Raw genomic sequence first — 18,796 nt, 5'->3', positions numbered from 1 at the left:
GGAAGGGGGCTGTCTGCCCCCTCGGGCCTGCGGCCCTCACCCCCGAGGATATTTGGGAACAGATGAAGGGATCAGAGCGTCTTCTTGTAGCCCAGATGCGTGGGCGCGTATCCCAGCCGGTCATAGAAGGCATGCGCCCGCAGCCGGGTCTTGTCGGTGGTGAGTTGCAGGATCTGGGCGCCGGCGGCGCGGGCGCGGGTCTCGACCTCGGCCATGAGGGCGGCGCCGATGCCCTGGCTGCGCAGGTCGGGCGCGGTGCGCACGGCCTCCAGCAGGGCGCGGGTCATGCCCTGGCGCGACAGGCCGTGCAGGATGGTGAGCTGGCAGGTGGCGACGATGCGGCCCGCGATTTCGCCCACGATGATCTGGTGCAGGGGCAGCGCCGCGATGGTGTCGAAGGCGGCGAGATAGGGGGCGAGGTCGCCCCCTTCGCGGTTCTGTCCCAGCGGATCATCGGCCAGCAGCGCCACGATGGCGGGCACATCGGCGCGGGTGGCATCGCGGAAGGTCACCATCGGGGCGGGCCGTCCGTTGGATTGCCCAGATGCGCGGCGGCGGTGAAGGCGGAGATGCGGGCGGGATCCTTGATGCCCGGCGCGCTTTCGACGCCCGAGGAGACATCGACCTGGCGCGCATTGGTCAGCCGGATCGCCTCGGCCACGTTTTCGGGCGTCAGGCCGCCGGCCAGCATCCAGGGCCGCAGCCAGCGCCGCTGTGCCACCAGTCGCCAGTCGAAGCTGAGCCCGTTGCCGCCGGGCAGCGGGGCGTTGCGCGGCGGTTTGGCGTCGATCAGCAGCTGGTCGGCGACGGTGGCGTAATCGAAGATCGCGGCCAGATCGCCCTCATCCGCGACGCCGATCGCCTTCATCACCGGCAGGCCATAGCGGCTGCGGATTTCGGCCACGCGGTCGGGGCTTTCATGGCCATGGAGTTGCAGCATGTCGAGCGGGACCGCCTCGGTGATGCTGTCGAGCAGCGCGTCATCGGCATCGACCGTCAGCGCCACCTTGGCCAGCCCCACCGGCGCGGCATGGGCCATGGCGCGGGCCTGATCCAGCGTCACATGGCGCGGGCTTTTGGGAAAGAACACAAAACCCGCATAGGCCGCGCCGGCCGCCGCCACCGCAGCGATATCGGCGGGGCTGCGCAGCCCGCAGATCTTGACCCGGATATCGGCCATGGTTCAGGCCTTCTTTTCCAGCAGCGCCAGAACGTCATCCTGCGGCGCGCCCTTGGCATCGCGCATCGCGGCCAGTTCGCGTTGCAGCCGCGCCGCCTCGCGCGATTTGGCCGAGGCGGTAGAGCGGTAGCGATGTTCGCGCAGCCATTCCCAGACAAAGCCGATCAGCAGGCCGAAGGCTACGCCGCCAAAGATCACCACAAAGAGCGGCACCTCGATCTGCCATTGCAGCGCGGCCAGCGCGGCGATGTCGTCGGGCAGGGCCTTGACGGTGACGGGCGCGCGGTTGGCAAAGGCGAGGGTCAGCAGGCAGAGGGCAATCAGCAGCAGGACCAGGTAGCGCAAATATCGAAACATGGGCGAAGCGGCCCTCCTCTGTCGTGCTGGCGTGGCGGATCAGGCCTTGCCGTTCAGCCGGTCGCGCAGCAGCTTGCCGGTCTTGAAGAAAGGCACCTTCTTGTCTTCCACGTCAACCGCTTCGCCGGTGCGCGGGTTCCGCCCGGTGCGGGCATCGCGCTGTTTGACGGAAAAGGCGCCGAAGCCGCGCAGTTCCACCCGATCCCCGCGCGAGAGCGCCTCGATGATTTCCTCGAAGACGGTGTTCACGATCCGCTCGACATGGCGTTGCGTGAGATGCGGATTGGCATCCGCGATCTTTTGAATGAGTTCCGAACGGATCATCCGGTCTATCCCCCCCGGGGCAAGTGGCAGCCGCCCACGTTCTTGTTACCGATAACTATAGACAAGAATTTCCGTTGCACAAAAGAAAAACCCTGCAATCGCCGTCACTTGGCGGGGCTGCGTGGCAAAAATCCGCCCCAAAAGGCACAGGCCCCGCAAAAAGACGGGGCCTGCGTCAACAATCGAGGGGCTGAAATCAGCCGCGATCCGAGCCTTTGAGGGCCGCGCCGAGGATGTCGCCCAGCGAAGCGCCCGAATCGGACGAGCCGTATTGTTCCACGGCTTCCTTCTCTTCCGCGATTTCCTTGGCCTTGATCGACAGGCCCAGGCGGCGGGTTTTCGAATCCACGTTGGTCACGCGGGCGTCGATCTTGTCGCCGATCTGGAAGCGCTCGGGGCGCTGGTCCTGACGGTCGCGGGCCAGATCCGAACGACGGATGAAGGCCTTCATGCCGTTGTATTCGACTTCGATGCCGCCGTCTTCGATGGCGGTCACGGTGCAGGTGATGACCCCGCCACGTTTCACGCCGTCAACCGCTTCGGTGAAGGTGTCGTCGCCCAGAGCCTTGATGGAGAGCGAGATGCGCTCCTTCTCGGTGTCCACTTCGGTGACGGCGGCCTTGACCACGTCGCCCTTGCGGTAGTTCTGGATGGCGTCTTCGCCGCGCTGATCCCAGGACAGGTCCGACAGGTGAACCATGCCGTCGATGTCGTTTTCCAGGCCGACGAACAGACCGAATTCGGTGATGTTCTTGACTTCGCCCTCGATCGCGGTGCCGACCGGGTGGGTTTCGGCAAAGACTTCCCACGGGTTGCGTTGGGTCTGCTTGAGGCCCAGCGACACGCGGCGCTTGGCGCTGTCGATTTCCAGCACCATGACATCCACCTCTTGCGAGGTCGAGACGATCTTGCCGGGATGCACGTTCTTCTTGGTCCAGGACATTTCCGAAACGTGGACCAGACCTTCGACGCCGGCTTCCAGCTCCACGAAGGCGCCGTAATCGGTGATGTTGGTCACGCGGCCCTTGTGGACCGAACCCAGCGGATAGGCGCGTTCCACCGCATCCCACGGATCGGACTGGAGCTGCTTCATGCCCAGGCTGATGCGGTGGGTGTCCTTGTTGATCTTGATGACCTGGACCTTGACGGTCTCGCCGATCGACAGGATCTCCGACGGGTGGTTGACGCGGCGCCAGGCCATGTCGGTGACGTGCAGCAGGCCGTCCACGCCGCCCAGGTCAACGAAGGCACCGTATTCGGTGATGTTCTTGACCACGCCATCCACGGTCTGCCCTTCGGACAGGTTGGAGATGACTTCGGCGCGCTGTTCGGCGCGGCTTTCTTCCAGGATGGCGCGGCGCGACACGACGATATTGCCGCGGCGACGGTCCATTTTCAGGATCTGGAAGGGCTGCTTGATACCCATGAGCGGGCCGGCGTCGCGCACGGGGCGCACATCGACTTGGCTACCGGGCAGGAAGGCCACGGCGCCGCCCAGATCGACGGTGAAGCCACCCTTGACGCGGCCGAAGATCGCGCCTTCGACGCGGGTCTCGTTGGCGTATGCTTTTTCCAGACGGTCCCACGCTTCTTCGCGGCGGGCCTTGTCACGGCTGATGACGGCTTCGCCACGGGCGTTCTCGACGCGGTCCAGATAGACCTCGACTTCGTCGCCCACATTGATCGAGGGGGCTTCGCCGGGGTTCGCGAATTCTTTCAGGTCAACGCGGCCTTCCATCTTGTAGCCGACGTCGATGATGGCCTGGCCCGCCTCGATGGCGATGACCTTGCCTTTGACAACCGTGCCCTCTTCGGGGGTGTCAATCTCGAAGCTTTCCTTCAGAAGGGCTTCGAATTCGTCCATGGATGCTTTAGCGCACATATGCAGTTGGTCCTTTGTCATGGTTTTCTGGCCATGCGGTTGGCTCCGCCGGTCTTTGGTGGCCCCAAAAGACGACAGGCCCGCAAAAGCAGGCAGAGTCGGTCCGGGATGCGGCGGCTATAGCGGCAACGCGGGCAAAGGGCAAGGGAAAGGGCTAGTCGGCCTGGATGCGATGCACGGCGTCGAGCATGGCCTGATGGTCGGGAACCACGCCTCGGAGCGCTTCTCTGGCAATGCCATTATCCTGCTCCTCTGCCTCCGACCCCGGATCGCTGTCGGGCAGGTCGTATCGGGCAAGTTCAAAGAACGAATTCGTCAGCGGGGCGAGGCGCTTTTGGTGCAATGCGAGTATTTCGCCCTGCGTCGAGAAGTTTTGCGCGGGGTCAAAGCGCAGTCGGCGCGCAAGCTCATCCCTTGTGAGGGGAGCGCTTGGCACCAGATCTCTGAAATCCTTGCGGTCTTCTTCGGTTCTATTGGCTACCTCTGCAAACGCCAGATACACCAATAGCGGCAGGTCGATCGGTTGCTGCCGGTAGCAGCGCGCGGCGAGGTCCACGCGGGCGATCACGCGCTTGATCTGGCGGAAGGACAAGCCGCTTTGCGGCGCGATCCGTGCGGCCAGATCGGCGGCGGCGGTGACGGAAAATTCCGGGGCCTCGCCAAAGGGTATGGCAAGGTCGATGCGCGCCACCAATTCCCGCGTCGCCTCTGCCACCGCCTCGGGCGCAGCGCCCAGTTTCAGCCGCAGGTCCACGAATTTCTCCAGATAGCTTTCGCCGGTGCTGGCGGTGCCAAAGCGATGATCGGCGATGCTTTCCAGATATTCCTTGTTCACCATCAGCACGAAAACAAAGCCGTCCTGATTGAACACCAGCTTCATCGCCTCCAGCAGGGCGATGGCATAATCGGGGCGGCAGCGGTCCAGCTCGTCGATCAGCACGACGACGCGCTTTTGCGCCTTGCCCTCGGTCAGCGCATCCCGAATGCCCCGGATCTGGGCCGGCAGCTCAGTCTGGCGCGCGCGTTCCGCCGCCAGTTGCGTGGCGATCAACTGCCCCGCATAGGTCGAAAGGCCGGCCTCGATCTCCTCCAGGCTTTCCTTCAGGGCCTTTTGACCCTCGACATGGGGCGCCAGAAAATCGCCCGCCGCCGCGATGATTTCCTCGGCGCCATTGCGCAAGACCGCGCGGGCGACGCTGCGGCCAGCGACGCCCGCCAGCTTCAAGCCCTTTTCCCCGAGCGTCGTCAGGACGGATTTCCCGCCCGGCGCCTTTTCGGCCAGCAGCGCGCCCAGAAAGGTCACCACCGGCTCGCCGGAATGGTCGGATTGCTGGGCGTCGATTTCAATCACCACCTCGCCCGCGGCGCGCAGATCGGCGGCCCATGCGCGGCGAAAAAAGGTCTTGCCATGGCCGAACCCCGCCTCGACCGAGATGACCCGGCTGTCGGTGATCGACTGGATCAGGTTGGTGAAGGTCGCGCCGGTTTCGGCAAAGCCAAGGCGGTCATCGGTCCAGGATGTGTCGGTCATCATCTGCTCGCAAGGGTTGTGCGGGCAGTGCAGCAGAGTTCCCGGCGATTGGAAAGGGGCCAGAAAAAAGCCCCGCACGCGGCGGGGCTTTCAGCGGGTGTTCTTTGGCTCAGGCGGCCTTCGACTGGGCCACGGGGTAGAAGACCGCGCCCTTGGCCGCCATGTCGCGCAGCATCTGCGGCGGGGTGAAGCGCGGCCCGAAACGGGCGGTCAGGTCGTCGCAGATTTCCACCGCGCGGGCCTGCCCCAGAATGTCGAGCCAGCCGAACGGCCCGCCCGACCAGGGCGCGAAGCCCCAGCCCAGAATGGCGCCGACATCGCCTTCGCGGATATCGGTCAGCACGCCTTCTTGCAGCGCGCGCACGGCCTCCAGCACCTGCGCCATCAGCAGGCGGTGCTGCACCGTGACCAGATCGGGCTGCGCCTCGGCCACCGGCCATTCCGCCGCCAGCCCGTCCCACAGGCCCAGCCGGTTGCCCTTGTCGTCATAGGCGTAGAAACCCGCATTGGCCTTGCGCCCCATCCGCCCCAGATCGGCCATGCGGAAGATCACCTCATCCACCGCGCCATCAGGATAGGCGTCGCCCATGGCGGCCCTGGTCGCCTTGGCGATCTTGACGCCCAGATCAATCGAGGTCTCATCCACCAGTTGCAGCGGCCCCAGCGGCATGCCGACCAGCTTTGCGGCATTCTCGATCAGCGCGGGTTCCACCCCTTCGGCCACCATGCGGATGCCTTCGTTGATATAGGGGATGATGCAGCGATTGGCGTAGAAGAACCGCGCGTCATTCACCACGATCGGCGTCTTGCGGATCTGGCGCACGAAATCCAGTGCCTTGGCAACGGCGCGGTCGCCCGTCGCCTTGCCCTTGATGATTTCGACCAGCATCATCTTGTCCACCGGCGAGAAGAAGTGGATGCCGATGAACTGTTCCGGCCGTGCGCTGGCCTTGGCCAGTCCGCTGATCGGCAGGGTCGAGGTATTGGTGGCAAAGATGCAGTCGGGGCCGACGGCGGCCTCGACCCTTGCCGTCACCTCGGCCTTGACCTTCGGGTCTTCGAACACCGCCTCCACGATCAGATCACAACCGGACAGGGTGGCGTAATCGGTGGTGGCGGTGATGCGGGCCAGCACCTCGGCCTTTTTCTCGGCCGTGACCTTGCCGCGCTTCATGCCCTTGTCGAGCAGAGTTTCCGAATGCGCGCGGCCGCGATCGGCCGATTCCTGCGTCGCGTCGATCAGCACGACCTCGATCCCGGCATTGGCGCTGACATAGGCGATGCCGGCGCCCATCATCCCGGCGCCGATCACGCCCAGCTTGCGCACCGTCTGATCGGGCAGCGCCGGGCGGTTCGCGCCTTTTTCCAGCGCCTCCTTGTTGATGAACAGGCTGCGGATCATCGCGCTGGCCGAGGGGTTCATCAGGACCGAGGTGAACTGCCGCGCCTCGATCTTCAACGCGGTATCAAAGGGCACCAGCGCGCCTTCATAAACCGCGCTCAGCAGTGCCTTGGCGGCGGGATAGACACCTTGCGTCTTGCCCAGCACCATGGCCGAGGCGCCGACAAAGGTCATGAAGCCGCCGGCGCTATAGGGCGTGCCGCCGGGCATCTTGTAGCCCTTGGCATCCCAGGGTTTGACCAGATCGGCCTCCTTGGCCGACAGAACCCATTCCTTCGCCCGGGCCAGCAGCGCCTCGGGCGCCACGACCTCATCCACGATGCCGGCGGCCCTGGCCTTTTGCGGGTCGCTCAGCTTGCCCTCCAGCAGGAAGGGGGCGGCCATCATGGCGCCCATCTTGCGCACCAGCCGCGTGGTGCCACCCGCGCCGGGGAAGATGCCGACCATGATTTCCGGCAGGCCGATCTTGGCCTTGGGATTGTCGGCCGCGATGATGCGGTGGCACGACAGCGGCAGTTCCAGCCCGATGCCAAGCGCGGTGCCGGGCAGGGCGGCGACGATCGGCTTGCCCCCCTTCAGCGTCTTCGGATCCATCCCGGCGCGTTCGATCTTGCGCAGCACCGTATGCATCTGCATCACGCCGTCAAAGATCGCCTGCGCGCCGCCTGCGCGCATCCTGGCGATCACGTTCAGATCCATGCCGCCCGCGAAATCCTTCTTGCCCGAGGTGACGATCACCCCCTTGACCGCCGGATCGGCCAGCGCGGTGTCGATATGGGCGTTCAGCTCGGCAAAGCCCTCCATCGACATGACATTCATGCTTTTCGACGGCACATCCCAGGTGATCGTCGCCACGCCATCGGCGTCAACAGCATAGGTGAAATCGGTCATTCAGTCCTCCCTTGCGGATGGTCCGTGCCATCGCGGCGCAAATAGCGCCGGTGCGGGCCGTCCTTGATCGTGATCAGGTCGTGATCGGTGTAATGGATGATGTCCTGCGCGTGGCGGGTGCCGATCACCAGATAGCGCACAGGCCGGTCGCTCCGGTTGTCGATCCGGTGGCCGACCGGCATGCCGGCGGGCCAGCAGGCGGCATCGCCCGGAAGCAGCGGGGTTTCGTCCTCCTCGACCAGCACCGCCTCGCCCGACAGCATCAGGATCATCTCATCCTCGCTTTCGTGCCAATGGCGGCGGCCAGAGGTCGATCCGGGCGGCAGTTCCTCGATGAAGGCGCCGAACTGCGAAAGCCCGCCCGGATCAGAGATCAGTTGATAGCGATAGGGGCCGATCCCGCCGCCCAGAACCGGATGGATCGAGTCGTCCTCCGTCACGAAGGGGGGCAGATCGACCTTCGGCATCAGCGCGGCCCGTTCCAGTCGCTGCCGTCCTTGTAGGTGAAGCGAGCCTGTCCGTCCGCCATTTCCACCCGCAGATCGACATCGGAATAGGTCGCGACTTCGCGTGGAGCCTTGGTGCCCACGACCAGAAACCGCGTCACCGCGTCGCTGCGGTTGATGAAATGATGCCCGTTGGGCGTATTGGCCGGAAAGGCCGCGCAATCGCCCGGGCGCATCACGGTTTCGCCCCCATCCTCGACCAGCACGCATTCGCCCTCGGTCACCATGACGAACTCATCCTCATGCAGGTGCCAATGCCGCAACGAGGACAGCGCGCCGGGTTCCAGCACCACCAGATTGACGCCAAACTGCGTCAACCCGCCGGCCTGACCCAGCCGCAGGCTGGAACGCCCCTGCATCATCGCGGCATAGGGCTCGGGGTAGATGGAGCCGGTTTTGAGCGGCAGTTGGGAAAGGTCGAGCTTGGGCATCCTTGGTCTCCTTCGTGCTGCGTGGCGGGGGATGGCGGCGGCGTCAGACCCGCTCGATGATCGTGGCCGCGCCCATGCCGCTGGCGATGCAGAGCGTGGCAAGCCCGGTGGATTTGCCGCTGCGTTCCAGCTCGTCCAGCAGGGTGCCGATGATGATCGCGCCGGTCGCGCCCAGCGGGTGCCCCATGGCGATGGAGCCGCCATTGGGGTTCACCTTGGCCGGATCCACATCGAAAGCCTGCATGAAGCGCAGCACGACGCTGGCAAAAGCCTCGTTCACCTCGAACAGGTCGATGTCCGAAATGGACATGCCGCTGTCCTTCAGGATCTTTTCGGTCACCGGCACCGGGCCGGTCAGCATGATCGTCGGATCGGTGCCGATCTTGGCCGTGGCGCGGATGCGGGCGCGCGGCTTCAAACCGTGGGCCTTGCCGAAATCCGCGTTCCCGATCAGCACGGCGGCGGAACCATCGACGATGCCCGAGGAATTGCCGGCATGGTGGATATGCTCGATCCGCTCCAGATGCGGGTATTTCATCAGGGCGATCTTGTCGAAGCCCGGCATGACCTCGCCCATGTCCTTGAAGCTGGCCTTCAGCGCGCCGAGCGACTGCATGTCGGTGCCGGGGCGCATGTATTCGTCGCGGTCGAGAATGGTCAGCCCATTGCGATCGGTCACCGGCACGATGGAGCGCGCGAAACGGTTATCGGCCCAGGCGGCGGCGGCGCGGCGCTGGCTTTCCACCGCCAGCGCATCGGCCTGATCGCGGCTAAAGCCATATTCGGTGGCGATGATATCGGCCGAAATGCCCTGCGGCACGAAATAGGTCTTCATCGCAAGCGCCGGATCGACCGCGATGGCGGCACCGTCGCTGCCCATGGCGACACGGCCCATCATCTCCACCCCGCCGGCGATATAGGCCGCGCCCGCGCCGCCCTTCACCTGATTGGCGGCAAGGTTCACCGCCTCCATGCCCGAGGCGCAAAAGCGGTTGATGGCCAGGCCGGGGATCGACTGGTCGAGTTCCGAGGCCAGCACGGCCGAGCGCGCGAGGCAGCCCCCCTGTTCGCCGACCTGGGTCACGTTGCCCCAGATCACATCCTCGACCGCGTGGCCCTCAAGCCCGTTGCGGCCCCGGATCGCGTTCAGCATCTGGGCCGAAAGCGCGACCGATGTCACCTCATGCAGCGCGCCGTCCGGGCGGCCCTTGCCGCGCGGGCTGCGGATTGCATCATAGATAAAGGCGTCGGTCATCGCGTCCTCCCCGTCGATTTCGCCAGTCGAATTGGCAGCAGCCTAGCAGGCCCGAGACAGCGATGTGTAAATGCCGTCACGTCGCGACAAGGTTGACGTGGTCGTCACGTCGCGTCAATCCGCAACGCGGGCGGCGGGATTGCCGGGCATCAGGTCATAGGGTGCCTTCCAGCCGGGCAGGGCAGAGATCCGGCCCAGCCAGCGGTCGATATGCGGCCAGTCGCGGCGGTCAAAGCCAAAGGGCTCGGGGTAATAGAGATAGCCGCAGCAGGACAGGTCGGCCGCGCTGATCCGCCGGGTGCCCGCCACCCAGTCGCGTGTCGCAAGCTGGTCGTTCAGCACGCCATAGGCCGCGCGCAGCCGCCCCTGGGTGAAGGCGATCACCTCTTGCGGGCGCTTTTCGGGGGGCAGGAAATTCATCAGGAACCGGCAGGTTCCGGCCTGTGACGACAGTTTGTGATTGTCCCACAGAACCCAACGCCAGACCTCTTTCTGCTCGGCCGGGGTCTCGCCCACCAGAAGGCCGGTGCGGGCGGCGATGTGATAGAGGATATTGCCCGACTGGGTCAGCACTTCGTCGCCATCCACCAGAACCGGGCATTCCCCCATCGGGTTCAGCGCTCGAAAGGCGGGGCTGCGCGTCTCGCCGTTGAAGAAATCGACAAAGCGCGGCGCCCAGTCGCAGCCGGTCAGCGTCAATGCCAGCGCGGCCTTGTAGCTGTGGCCGGATTCGCCAAAGCAATAGAGTGTCGCGGTCATTCCAAGCCCCCTGCCATCGGAAGCGGGGGCTTTGCGCCCCCGCACCCCCGCAGAGTATTTGCACAAGGGGCAAAAGCGGAAATGACGTTTCGTGATGCGGCGCGTCAGGGCGGGTGATGGATCAGCGCTTGCGCGATTCAAGCTCGGCGTTGAACAGGCGCAGCCGGTGGGTCAGCGTGTCATGGTCGATCACGCTGGTCCAGTTCTCGAACAGGAAGGACAGTGCCTCGCCCTCGTCAAGCCCGGCCTCCTGCGCAAAGGCCCGCAGGCGGCGATAGCCATCCTCGGTCATGGCGACGGGAAAGCGGCGGGTCAGGCGAAAGCGGCGGGGCATGGGCGTCTCCGGTTGGGCTTGGGCGATCTTTCGACGAAAGATCGCCCCCGTCCAGATTAGAACGCTTCGGCCGCCAGGGCCATCACCGGATCGGCGCCGCTTTCGATCCGCGCCAGATGGGTGGCGCAGGCCGGAAGCTGGCGGGCCATGTAATAGCGGCCCGTCGCGATCTTGGTTTCATGGAAGGCGGGATCGTCGCTGCCCGCGTCGAGGGCGGCGAAAGACGCCTTTGCCATGCGGGTCCACATCAGGCCGAGGCAGACATGGCCCATCAGATGCATGAAGTCATAAGACCCGGCCAGCGCCGCATTGGGGTTCTTCATCCCGTTCTGCATGAAGAACATGCCCGCCGCCTGCATCTGTTTCGAGGCCGCCTTCAGCGCGTCGGTAAAGGGCGCCATGCGGGCATCGCCGTCATGCGCCTTGCATTCGGCCTTCACCATCTCGAAAAACGCCATCACATGCTTACCGCCATCGGCGGCCAGCTTGCGCCCCACCAGATCCAGCGCCTGCACCCCGTTCGCTCCTTCATAGATCATCGCGATCCGGGCATCGCGCACGAATTGCGACATGCCCTGTTCCTCGATATAGCCATGCCCGCCATAGATTTGCTGGGCCTGCACCGCCATTTCAAAGCCCTTGTCGGTCTGGAAGCCCTTGATGACCGGGGTCAGCAGGCCAATCAGCCCGTCCGCCGCCGCATCGCCCTGCCGGTGGTGGCGGTCGATCAGCGAGGCGCCCCAGAAGGTCAGGGCGCGGGCGCCTTCCACAAAGGATTTCTGGTCCATCAGGTTGCGGCGGATATCGGGATGCACGATCAGCGGGTCGGCGGCGCCGGTCGGGTTCTTGACCCCGGTCACGTCGCGCCCTTGCAGGCGGTCCTTCGCGTAATCCAGCGCGTTCTGATAGGCGGCCTCGGCCACGGCATAGCCTTGCAGGCCCACGCCCAGCCGCGCCTCGTTCATCATGGTGAACATGGCGCGCATGCCCTTGTGCAACTCGCCCAGCAGGAAGCCGGTCGCGCCGTCATAGTTCAGCACGCAGGTCGCATTGCCGTGGATGCCCATCTTTTCCTCGATCTTGCCGACCGAGACCGCGTTGCGCTCGCCCAGGCTGCCATCCGCCTTCACCATGAATTTCGGCACGATGAACAGCGAGATGCCCTTGGTGCCCTCGCCGCCGCCCGGCGCCTTGGCCAGCACCAGATGGATGATGTTCTCGGCCATGTCGTGATCGCCGGCAGAGATGAAGATCTTTTGCCCGGTGATGCGATAGCTGCCATCGGCCTGCGGTTCCGCCTTGGTGCGCAGCAGGCCCAGATCGGTGCCGCAATGCGGCTCGGTCAGGTTCATCGTGCCGGTCCAGTCGCAGGACACCATTTTGGGCAGATAGGTGGCCTTCTGGTCATCGGTGCCATGGGCATGGATCGCCGAATAGGCGCCATGGGTCAGGCCCTGATACATGTTGAAGGCCATGTTGGCCGAGACGAAGATTTCGCCCACGGCGGTGCCCATCAGATAGGGCAGGCCCTGGCCGCCATAATCGGGGTCGCAATCGAGCGCGGTCCAGCCGCCTTCCTTCATCGCTTCGAAGGCCGCCTTGAACCCTTCGGGCGTCCGCACCACGCCGTTTTCCAGCACGCAGCCTTGCGCGTCGCCCACGGCATTCAGCGGCGCCAGCACTTCGGACGCGACCTTGCCCGCCTCCTCCAGCACCGCCGAGGTGAAGCCGGCATCCAGATCCTCGTAGCCGGGAATGCCGGTTTCGGTCACCTTCAGCACGTCCTGCAACAGGAACTGCATGTCCTTCACGGGGGCGGTATAGCGGGTCATCATTCTCTCCCTGGGTCTTGAACGGGCCGGTCGGCCCGCGAATGGGTTCAGGCCCGGCCCTTGCGCAGGGTGGCCATCATGTCCTGACCCCAGGCCATCTGGGCCTTGAGGTCGGTGATCGCCTCGTCCAGCTCGTCGCGCTGCGCCTCCATGGCGCGCAGCCGGTCCTGCGCCAGTTCATAGGTGCGCTTGAGCTGCGCCTCTTGCTGGCCCGGGTCGCGGTCATACATGTCGAGCAATTGCCGGATATCCTCGAGACTGAAGCCAAAGCGCTTGCCGCGCAGGATCAGCTTCAGCCGCGCGCGGTCGCGGCGGGTGAACAGGCGTTTGGTGCCCTGACGGATCGGGAACAGAAGTTCCTTCTGTTCATAGAAACGCAGGGTGCGCGGCGTGACCTCGAAGGCGTCGCACATCTCGCGGATCGTCAGGTGGTCCGACAGGTCGGACAGGACGGGGTGGGGCATGGGTCAACTCTCGCAGATTACTCTGCGTCAAACATGTGAGGTCGTCCCATCGGATACCAGAGAGAGTTACGTTGACGTAAACGGAACGTCACGTCAGTTTTTCGCTGACGTAATGTCAGGCAAGATTTCGGGCCTGTGGCGCAATTTCTTGACCCTACGTCAGCGGCCGGACGGGGGGACGGAGGGCCCCGGATGCCCACCCGCGACTCAGCCCTTCAGTTCTTTCACCGCGGTTTCGCGCAGGGCGCGGAGGTCGTCGATGGTGACCTCCAGCTCGTCGCGCTGGCGCGTCAGCTCTGCCAGTTGGCGGTCGGCCAGGCCGATCCAGGCCTCCAGCTGCGGGCGGGTGCCCTGCTGTTCATAGATCAGCAACCATTGCCGCAGCTCCTCCAGCGAAAAGCCGAAGCGGCGGCCGCGCAGGATCAGCGTCATCCGCGCCACCTCGCGCGGGCCATAGAACCGCGCGCGGCCTTCCTTTTCCGGGGCGAGCAGCTCGATATATTCGTAATAGCGCAGGGTCCGGGGCGTGACCTCGAACTTCGCGCACATCTCCTTGAAGCTCAGACGGGTTTCGCTCATGCCGGGGGTCCTCCTCTGGTCGCAGACTAGCGGGCGGAGCGGGCGCAGCGCAATATCCTGTCTTGCCGGCCCCGGTCTGTTCCGGCTTGCGGGCCTGCGGCCGGCGGTGTCAGATATGCGCGAGGACAGGTATGCGCGAAGACAGGGGATCAAGATGACCGAGATGCTGGGCCGCGCGCGGCAATTCATCCAGGCGTTGCCCCATGCCCGCGCCCTGGGCATGGAGCTGGAGGCCTTTGGCGAGGGGCGGGCGACGCTGGCCATGGCCTATGACCCGCGGTTCATCGGCGATCCGGTCAGCGGGGTGATCCATGGCGGTGCCGTCTCGGCGCTGATGGACACCGCCTCGGGCGCCGCGGTGATGAGCCACCCGGCCGCGCCGGGCACGACCGCCACCATCGACCTGCGTATCGACTACATGCGCCCCGCGACGCCGGGACAGGCGATCCGGGCGCGGGCGGAATGCTATCACGTCACCCGCAGCGTGGCCTTCGTGCGCGTCACCGCCACCGACGAGGATGAAAGCCGCCCCGTCGCCGCCGCGACCGGCGCCTTCACCTTTGACCGCACGGGGGCCAAGGCATGACCCTGCGCCCGAAGCCCGAGCCGGTTCAGGTGGTCAAGGGCCGTCGCGACGCGATGTTGCGCCGGCTGGTCGATGGTGTGCCCTATATCGGCTTTCTCGGGATCGAGTTCGACCGGCGCGGCGACGAGCTGACCGCCGTCATGCCCTTTGCAGAGGGGCTGATCGGCAATCCGCTGCTGCCCGCGCTGCATGGCGGCGCCATCGCCGCCTTTCTCGAGGTGACGGCGATCATCGAACTGAGCTGGTCGATGCTGTGGGAGGAGATGGAGGCCGGGCGCATCGACCCGACTGCCGGCGACCAGCCCTTTCCGCGCCTGCCCAAGACCATCGACTTTACCGTCGATTACCTGCGCTCGGGCCTGCCGCGCGATTCCTATGCGCGGGCGCGGGTCAACCGTTCCGGCCGGCGCTATGCCAGCGTCCATGTCGAGGCCTGGCAGGACAATCGCAGCCGGCTTTTCGCGCAGGCGACCGGCCATTTCCTGATGCCCGATCGTGACGGCTGAGGCCGCGTCCGGCGCGGGGCCGGTGACGCATGGCCGGGTGTTCCGCATCGCCGCGCCCATCGTGCTGTCCAATGCCACCGTGCCGCTGCTGGGCGCGGTGGATACCGGCGTGGTCGGCCAGATCGGTGCGGCGGCCCCCATTGGCGCGGTCGGGCTGGGCGCGGTGGTGCTGGCGACCTTTTACTGGATTTTCGGCTTTTTGCGCATGGGCACCACGGGCCTTGCCGCGCAGGCCCATGGCGCGGGCGATACCGCCGAACGCAGCGCGGTGCTGCTGCGGGCGCTGCTGATCGGGCTGGCGGCGGGGCTGGTCTTCATCGTCACGCAAGGCGCGCTGTTCTGGGCCGCCTTTCGCATCGCCCCCGCCTCGGCCGAGGTGGAAGGCCTGGCCCGCCAATACCTTGCGCTGCGCATCTGGGGGGCGCCCGCGACCATCGCGCTCTATGCCGTGACGGGCTGGCTGATCGCGCTGGAACGCACGCGCGGCGTGCTGGTGCTGCAATTATGGATGAACGGGCTGAATATCGGCCTGGATCTGTGGTTCGTGCTGGGCCTGGGCTGGGGCGTGCCGGGTGTCGCGCTGGCCACGCTGATGGCCGAATGGTCGGGGCTGGCGCTTGGCCTCTGGCTGTGCCGCGAGGGGTTGCGCCCCGTCGGCGCCCGGCTGCTGAACCTGCCCGCCCTGCGCCGCATGGCCGGGGTGAATGGCGATATCATGATCCGCTCGGTGCTGCTTCAGGGCAGCTTTACCGCCTTTCTGTTCTTTGGCGCGGGCCTGGGCGATGTGACGCTGGCCGCCAATCAGGTGCTGCTGCAATTCCTGGAAATCACCGCCTATGCGCTGGACGGTTTCGCCTTTGCCGCCGAAACCCTGGTGGGGCAGGCAGTCGGCGCGCGGTCGCGCGACGGGCTGCGCCAATCGGTGCGCATCGCCTTTCAATGGGGCGTCGGTGGTGCCGCGCTCTTGTCGGCGGTCTTTGCGCTGGCGGGCGGCCCGATCATCGACCTGATGACCACCGCGCCCGAGGTGCGCGCCATGGCGCGCCATTTCCTGTGGTGGCTGGTCGCGGCGCCCCTGATCGGCATTGCCAGCTGGATCTGGGATGGCATCTTCATCGGCGCCACCGCCACGCGCGAGATGCGCAATGCCATGATCCTCTGCGTCGGCCTGTATGCGCTGTCGCTGGCGGTGCTGCTGCCGGGATTTGGCAATCACGGGCTCTGGGCTGGGCTGATGCTGCTCAATACACTGCGCGGCGTGACGCTGGGCCGCGCCTGGCCCGGCGTTGCCGCAAGGCTCGCCCCGGGCTGAGCCGTCACCAGCGCAGCCGCGCAAACAGCGCCGCCGCCCCCCAGCCCGCCAACCCCGCCAGCATCAGCGAGGCAAGGCCGTAAAGCAGCGGCCATTGATGCGCGGCTTCATAGAGGAACCGCTCCAGCCCCGCCTTGCGCACCCAGATCGTGCGCTTCACCTCGTCGATCACGCGGCCCTCGCGGGTCAGGAACAGACGCACGGTGTAATTCCCCTCGGTCAGATCCGAGGGCAGCCCGACATCGGTGCGGAACAAGGTCTCCTCGGTCAGGGCGATGCTGTTTTCCTGCACGAAATACCGCCCCTCGGCGCGGCCGATCCGTTCGACCGCATCCAGAAAGGGCTGGGCGGTATTGTCCTCGCCGCGCAGGATGCGGGGCAGGGTGATGGCCCGGCGCAGATCTTCCTCGGGCAAGAGCGCGACATCCAGCGGCGCCGAACTCGCCACCGCGTAAAAGCTGGGCACCGGGCCGGGGCGCAGCCGGTCGTCATTCATCCAGATGCCCCAGCTGCGCTCCTTGCGGCGCACCACGATGGGCAGGCGCGGGCCTTCGACGGTGATGATCACCCGCAAGCCGCGCCCCGGCGCGATCGGCGCCTCGCGCTTGACGGCCCCATAAATCAGGATCTCCGATCCCGCATAATCGGCGGTGATCGAGACCGAGGATTGCGACAGGCCTGCCACGATCTCCTCGGCGGCGCCGGGCAGGGGCAGAAGCAGCAAAAGGGCGAGGATCAGACGCTTCATGGCAGGGCCATCGGCGCGATGGAGTAAAGCTCCGCCGGGGTCAGCACCAGATCAAGCGCCACCTTGAAACAGACCAGCAAGACCATCCCCGCCAGCAGGATGCGCAACTGCTCGGCCTTGAGCCGCACCCCGAAACGCGCCCCGAACTGCGCGCCGACCACGCCGCCCAGGATCAGCAGCAGCGCCAGCATGATATCGACGGACTGGCTGGAAACCGCATGCATGACCGTGGTGAAGGCCGTGGTGAAGATGATCTGGAACAGCGAGGTGCCGATCACCACCTTGGTCGGCATCCCCAGCAGATAGATCATCGCCGGCACCATGATGAAGCCGCCGCCCACCCCCATCACCGCCGACAGAAAGCCCACAAAGGCACCAATCGTCAAAGGCGGGATCACGCTGATATAAAGACCCGAGGCGCGGAACTTCATCTTCAGCGGCATGCCATGCACCCAGGTATGCACATGCGCCCGCCGGATCTGCGCGGCCCCCGCCCGCCGCGCCCGCCACAGGGCGCGCAGGCTCTCCTGCATCATCATCGCGCCGACCACGCCCAGAAACAGCACATAGGCCAGTTGCACGAACAGATCGACCTGCCCGATGGCGGTCAGCCGCGCAAAGACCCAGATACCGATCGCCGATCCGATCAGGCCGCCGGCCAGCAGCACGGCGCCCATGCGGAAATCCACCGCCTTGCGCTTGAGCTGCGCCAGCACGCCTGAAATCGACGAGGCCACGACCTGATTGGCGCCCGTGGCCACCGCCACCCCCGGCGGCACGCCGATCATGAACAGAAGCGGCGTGATCAGGAACCCGCCCCCCACGCCGAACAGGCCCGACAGGAACCCCACCAGCCCGCCGATACCGATCAACGCATAGGCGTTGACTGCAACCTCGGCAATCGGGAGGTAGAGCTGCATGGCCTTGCTCGCATGGGGTTTTTCCCATCCATTGCCGCAGCGCGGCGCCTTGTCAAACCCGCATCCGTCGCTTGCCCGCAGATTTCCGTCATTTGTGATCGTGGCGCCGGCGAATGCCGCTTCATCTGTTCCCAAATATCCTCGGGGGTGAATGCCCGCAGGGCAGAGGGGGCAGAAGGCCCCCTGCGCCGCGCGACGCCTAGAGCCCCCGCAGGAAGGCGCGCAGGATCCGTTCCAGCTTGGCCGCGCCCAGCGGTGCCATGGCCTTGGTATGTTCATGGCTGATCTGTTCGTCAGACATGCCCTGCGCCATATTGGTGATGGTGGAGATGGCCGCCACCCGCAGCCCCAGAAACCGCGCCAGGATCACCTCGGGCACCGTGGACATGCCGACCGCGTCGCCGCCCAGGATCTTGATCGCCCGGATCTCGGCCGGCGTTTCGAACGAGGGGCCGGAATACCAGGTATAGACCCCTTCGGGCAGGGTCACATGCTCCGCCTCGGCCGCCGCGCGCAACCGGGCGCGCAGATCCGCGTCATAGGCGCCCCCCATCGGCACGAAGCGCGCATCCGTGCGTTCGCCGATCAGCGGGTTCAGCCCCGAGAAATTCAGGTGATCAGACAGCAACATCAGATCGCCCGGCGGGATGTCACGGCGCAGCGACCCGGCGGCATTCGTCGCGATCAGCGCCTCGGCGCCAAGCGCCTTCAGGAGTTCCAGTGCCGGCCGCATCGCCGCCGGATTGCCGTTTTCGTAGTAATGCTCCCGCGCGCCGAACACCGCGACCCGCACCCCTTCCAGCGTGCCGATCACCAGGTTCGGATTATGCCCCGACACGCCCGCATGCGGAAATCCCGGCAGGTCGGCATAGGGGATCGAGACCCCCTCCACCGCGCCCGCCAGGTGGCCAAGGCCCGATCCGAGGATCAGCCCCAGCCGCACCGGCGCGGCACCGGCCCGCGCCTGCACCAGCGACACAAGATCGGTGACCGACAT

General features: G+C 65.8%; 21 protein-coding genes. 3 read left to right on the top strand and 18 right to left on the bottom strand.

Annotated elements, in window-relative coordinates; all coding sequences use genetic code 11:
* Nucleotides 1-71: 71 nt before the first annotated feature.
* The 15 genes from FOA17_RS08280 to FOA17_RS08210 all read right to left on the bottom strand — a co-directional run bounded on the left by FOA17_RS08280 (nucleotide 72) and on the right by FOA17_RS08210 (nucleotide 13,727).
* Entirely contained in the window at nucleotides 72-515 is a 444-nt protein-coding gene (locus FOA17_RS08280; RefSeq protein ID WP_149140998.1) for a GNAT family N-acetyltransferase, read from the bottom strand.
* The gene (locus FOA17_RS08275) at nucleotides 509-1,180 is read right to left on the bottom strand and encodes a phosphoribosylanthranilate isomerase (RefSeq protein WP_149140997.1); all 672 of its coding nucleotides are present in this window, start codon (nucleotides 1,178-1,180) and stop codon (nucleotides 509-511) included. The genes FOA17_RS08280 and FOA17_RS08275 overlap by 7 nt, the downstream gene beginning before the upstream one ends.
* Before the next feature lie 3 nt (nucleotides 1,181-1,183).
* Nucleotides 1,184-1,537: a LapA family protein gene (locus FOA17_RS08270; protein ID WP_149140996.1), complete on the bottom strand. Its 354-nt coding sequence runs from the start codon at nucleotides 1,535-1,537 to the stop codon at nucleotides 1,184-1,186.
* A gap of 39 nt (nucleotides 1,538-1,576) precedes the next feature.
* On the bottom strand, nucleotides 1,577-1,861 hold the full coding sequence (gene ihfB / locus FOA17_RS08265) for an integration host factor subunit beta (RefSeq protein ID WP_149140995.1): 285 nt from the start codon (nucleotides 1,859-1,861) through the stop codon (nucleotides 1,577-1,579).
* A 196-nt stretch (nucleotides 1,862-2,057) separates the two neighbouring features.
* Nucleotides 2,058-3,764 (bottom strand): 30S ribosomal protein S1, encoded by a 1,707-nt coding sequence (gene rpsA, locus FOA17_RS08260; protein WP_275259815.1) that lies wholly within the window; start codon nucleotides 3,762-3,764, stop codon nucleotides 2,058-2,060.
* Nucleotides 3,765-3,897: 133 nt separating this feature from the next.
* A complete protein-coding gene (locus FOA17_RS08255; RefSeq protein WP_162528200.1) occupies nucleotides 3,898-5,274 on the bottom strand; it encodes a KAP family P-loop NTPase fold protein in 1,377 nt (458 codons plus the stop codon).
* A gap of 109 nt (nucleotides 5,275-5,383) precedes the next feature.
* Complete coding sequence (locus FOA17_RS08250) at nucleotides 5,384-7,567, bottom strand: 3-hydroxyacyl-CoA dehydrogenase NAD-binding domain-containing protein (protein WP_149140992.1); 2,184 nt, start codon at nucleotides 7,565-7,567, stop codon at nucleotides 5,384-5,386.
* Nucleotides 7,564-8,034: a cupin domain-containing protein gene (locus tag FOA17_RS08245; RefSeq protein WP_149140991.1), complete on the bottom strand. Its 471-nt coding sequence runs from the start codon at nucleotides 8,032-8,034 to the stop codon at nucleotides 7,564-7,566. The genes FOA17_RS08250 and FOA17_RS08245 overlap by 4 nt, the downstream gene beginning before the upstream one ends.
* Nucleotides 8,034-8,504 carry a cupin domain-containing protein gene (locus FOA17_RS08240; protein WP_149140990.1) on the bottom strand — a complete coding sequence of 157 codons (471 nt, stop codon included), beginning with the start codon at nucleotides 8,502-8,504 and terminating at the stop codon, nucleotides 8,034-8,036. Before FOA17_RS08240 ends, FOA17_RS08245 begins: the two co-directional genes overlap by 1 nt.
* Nucleotides 8,505-8,547: 43 nt before the next feature.
* Nucleotides 8,548-9,759: an acetyl-CoA C-acetyltransferase gene (locus tag FOA17_RS08235; protein WP_149140989.1), complete on the bottom strand. Its 1,212-nt coding sequence runs from the start codon at nucleotides 9,757-9,759 to the stop codon at nucleotides 8,548-8,550.
* 114 nt (nucleotides 9,760-9,873) lie between these two features.
* Nucleotides 9,874-10,518 carry a glutathione S-transferase family protein gene (locus FOA17_RS08230; RefSeq protein ID WP_149140988.1) on the bottom strand — a complete coding sequence of 215 codons (645 nt, stop codon included), beginning with the start codon at nucleotides 10,516-10,518 and terminating at the stop codon, nucleotides 9,874-9,876.
* Nucleotides 10,519-10,639: 121 nt separating this feature from the next.
* Complete coding sequence (locus tag FOA17_RS08225) at nucleotides 10,640-10,852, bottom strand: hypothetical protein (RefSeq protein WP_149140987.1); 213 nt, start codon at nucleotides 10,850-10,852, stop codon at nucleotides 10,640-10,642.
* A gap of 56 nt (nucleotides 10,853-10,908) precedes the next feature.
* The gene (locus FOA17_RS08220) at nucleotides 10,909-12,684 is read right to left on the bottom strand and encodes an acyl-CoA dehydrogenase C-terminal domain-containing protein (protein ID WP_149140986.1); all 1,776 of its coding nucleotides are present in this window, start codon (nucleotides 12,682-12,684) and stop codon (nucleotides 10,909-10,911) included.
* Nucleotides 12,685-12,731: 47 nt separating this feature from the next.
* A complete protein-coding gene (locus FOA17_RS08215) occupies nucleotides 12,732-13,148 on the bottom strand; it encodes a MerR family transcriptional regulator (RefSeq protein ID WP_149140985.1) in 417 nt (138 codons plus the stop codon).
* A 207-nt stretch (nucleotides 13,149-13,355) separates the two neighbouring features.
* Entirely contained in the window at nucleotides 13,356-13,727 is a 372-nt protein-coding gene (locus FOA17_RS08210; protein ID WP_149140984.1) for a MerR family transcriptional regulator, read from the bottom strand.
* 154 nt (nucleotides 13,728-13,881) lie between these two features.
* Here FOA17_RS08210 and FOA17_RS08205 point away from each other — a divergent pair, with 154 nt between their 5' ends.
* Genes FOA17_RS08205 through FOA17_RS08195 form a run of 3 tightly spaced genes read left to right on the top strand, consistent with a single transcriptional unit; the run spans nucleotide 13,882 to nucleotide 16,131 of the window.
* Nucleotides 13,882-14,313: a PaaI family thioesterase gene (locus FOA17_RS08205; RefSeq protein WP_149140983.1), complete on the top strand. Its 432-nt coding sequence runs from the start codon at nucleotides 13,882-13,884 to the stop codon at nucleotides 14,311-14,313.
* Entirely contained in the window at nucleotides 14,310-14,819 is a 510-nt protein-coding gene (locus tag FOA17_RS08200; RefSeq protein ID WP_149140982.1) for a PaaI family thioesterase, read from the top strand. Before FOA17_RS08205 ends, FOA17_RS08200 begins: the two co-directional genes overlap by 4 nt.
* Entirely contained in the window at nucleotides 14,809-16,131 is a 1,323-nt protein-coding gene (locus FOA17_RS08195) for an MATE family efflux transporter (RefSeq protein WP_149140981.1), read from the top strand. The genes FOA17_RS08200 and FOA17_RS08195 overlap by 11 nt, the downstream gene beginning before the upstream one ends.
* A 4-nt stretch (nucleotides 16,132-16,135) precedes the next feature.
* On the opposite strand, the gene FOA17_RS08190 is transcribed toward FOA17_RS08195, so the two are convergent.
* The 3 genes from FOA17_RS08190 to FOA17_RS08180 all read right to left on the bottom strand — a co-directional run bounded on the left by FOA17_RS08190 (nucleotide 16,136) and on the right by FOA17_RS08180 (nucleotide 18,796).
* On the bottom strand, nucleotides 16,136-16,879 hold the full coding sequence (locus tag FOA17_RS08190; RefSeq protein ID WP_149140980.1) for a TIGR02186 family protein: 744 nt from the start codon (nucleotides 16,877-16,879) through the stop codon (nucleotides 16,136-16,138).
* On the bottom strand, nucleotides 16,876-17,799 hold the full coding sequence (locus FOA17_RS08185) for a sulfite exporter TauE/SafE family protein (RefSeq protein WP_149140979.1): 924 nt from the start codon (nucleotides 17,797-17,799) through the stop codon (nucleotides 16,876-16,878). The genes FOA17_RS08190 and FOA17_RS08185 overlap by 4 nt, the downstream gene beginning before the upstream one ends.
* Nucleotides 17,800-17,998: 199 nt before the next feature.
* Nucleotides 17,999-18,796 (bottom strand): purine-nucleoside phosphorylase, encoded by a 798-nt coding sequence (locus FOA17_RS08180; protein WP_149140978.1) that lies wholly within the window; start codon nucleotides 18,794-18,796, stop codon nucleotides 17,999-18,001.

This window comes from Gemmobacter caeruleus, from assembly GCF_008271655.1.
GTDB classification, from domain to species: Bacteria; Pseudomonadota; Alphaproteobacteria; order Rhodobacterales; family Rhodobacteraceae; genus Gemmobacter; species Gemmobacter caeruleus.
This window is presented reverse-complemented; position numbering and strand designations above follow the sequence as displayed.

Bases quoted from the DNA above. Each gene is read 5' to 3' on its own strand.
- FOA17_RS08280 (WP_149140998.1), bottom strand. From the start codon at position 515: ATGGTGACCTTCCGCGATGCCACCCGCGCCGATGTGCCCGCCATCGTG.
- FOA17_RS08275 (WP_149140997.1), bottom strand. From the start codon at position 1,180: ATGGCCGATATCCGGGTCAAGATCTGCGGGCTGCGCAGCCCCGCCGAT.
- FOA17_RS08270 (WP_149140996.1), bottom strand. From the start codon at position 1,537: ATGTTTCGATATTTGCGCTACCTGGTCCTGCTGCTGATTGCCCTCTGC.
- ihfB (WP_149140995.1), bottom strand. From the start codon at position 1,861: ATGATCCGTTCGGAACTCATTCAAAAGATCGCGGATGCCAATCCGCAT.
- rpsA (WP_275259815.1), bottom strand. From the start codon at position 3,764: ATGACAAAGGACCAACTGCATATGTGCGCTAAAGCATCCATGGACGAA.
- FOA17_RS08255 (WP_162528200.1), bottom strand. From the start codon at position 5,274: ATGACCGACACATCCTGGACCGATGACCGCCTTGGCTTTGCCGAAACC.
- FOA17_RS08250 (WP_149140992.1), bottom strand. From the start codon at position 7,567: ATGACCGATTTCACCTATGCTGTTGACGCCGATGGCGTGGCGACGATC.
- FOA17_RS08245 (WP_149140991.1), bottom strand. From the start codon at position 8,034: ATGCCGAAGGTCGATCTGCCCCCCTTCGTGACGGAGGACGACTCGATC.
- FOA17_RS08240 (WP_149140990.1), bottom strand. From the start codon at position 8,504: ATGCCCAAGCTCGACCTTTCCCAACTGCCGCTCAAAACCGGCTCCATC.
- FOA17_RS08235 (WP_149140989.1), bottom strand. From the start codon at position 9,759: ATGACCGACGCCTTTATCTATGATGCAATCCGCAGCCCGCGCGGCAAG.
- FOA17_RS08230 (WP_149140988.1), bottom strand. From the start codon at position 10,518: ATGACCGCGACACTCTATTGCTTTGGCGAATCCGGCCACAGCTACAAG.
- FOA17_RS08225 (WP_149140987.1), bottom strand. From the start codon at position 10,852: ATGCCCCGCCGCTTTCGCCTGACCCGCCGCTTTCCCGTCGCCATGACC.
- FOA17_RS08220 (WP_149140986.1), bottom strand. From the start codon at position 12,684: ATGACCCGCTATACCGCCCCCGTGAAGGACATGCAGTTCCTGTTGCAG.
- FOA17_RS08215 (WP_149140985.1), bottom strand. From the start codon at position 13,148: ATGCCCCACCCCGTCCTGTCCGACCTGTCGGACCACCTGACGATCCGC.
- FOA17_RS08210 (WP_149140984.1), bottom strand. From the start codon at position 13,727: ATGAGCGAAACCCGTCTGAGCTTCAAGGAGATGTGCGCGAAGTTCGAG.
- FOA17_RS08205 (WP_149140983.1), top strand. From the start codon at position 13,882: ATGACCGAGATGCTGGGCCGCGCGCGGCAATTCATCCAGGCGTTGCCC.
- FOA17_RS08200 (WP_149140982.1), top strand. From the start codon at position 14,310: ATGACCCTGCGCCCGAAGCCCGAGCCGGTTCAGGTGGTCAAGGGCCGT.
- FOA17_RS08190 (WP_149140980.1), bottom strand. From the start codon at position 16,879: ATGAAGCGTCTGATCCTCGCCCTTTTGCTGCTTCTGCCCCTGCCCGGC.
- FOA17_RS08185 (WP_149140979.1), bottom strand. From the start codon at position 17,799: ATGCAGCTCTACCTCCCGATTGCCGAGGTTGCAGTCAACGCCTATGCG.
- FOA17_RS08180 (WP_149140978.1), bottom strand. From the start codon at position 18,796: ATGTCGGTCACCGATCTTGTGTCGCTGGTGCAGGCGCGGGCCGGTGCC.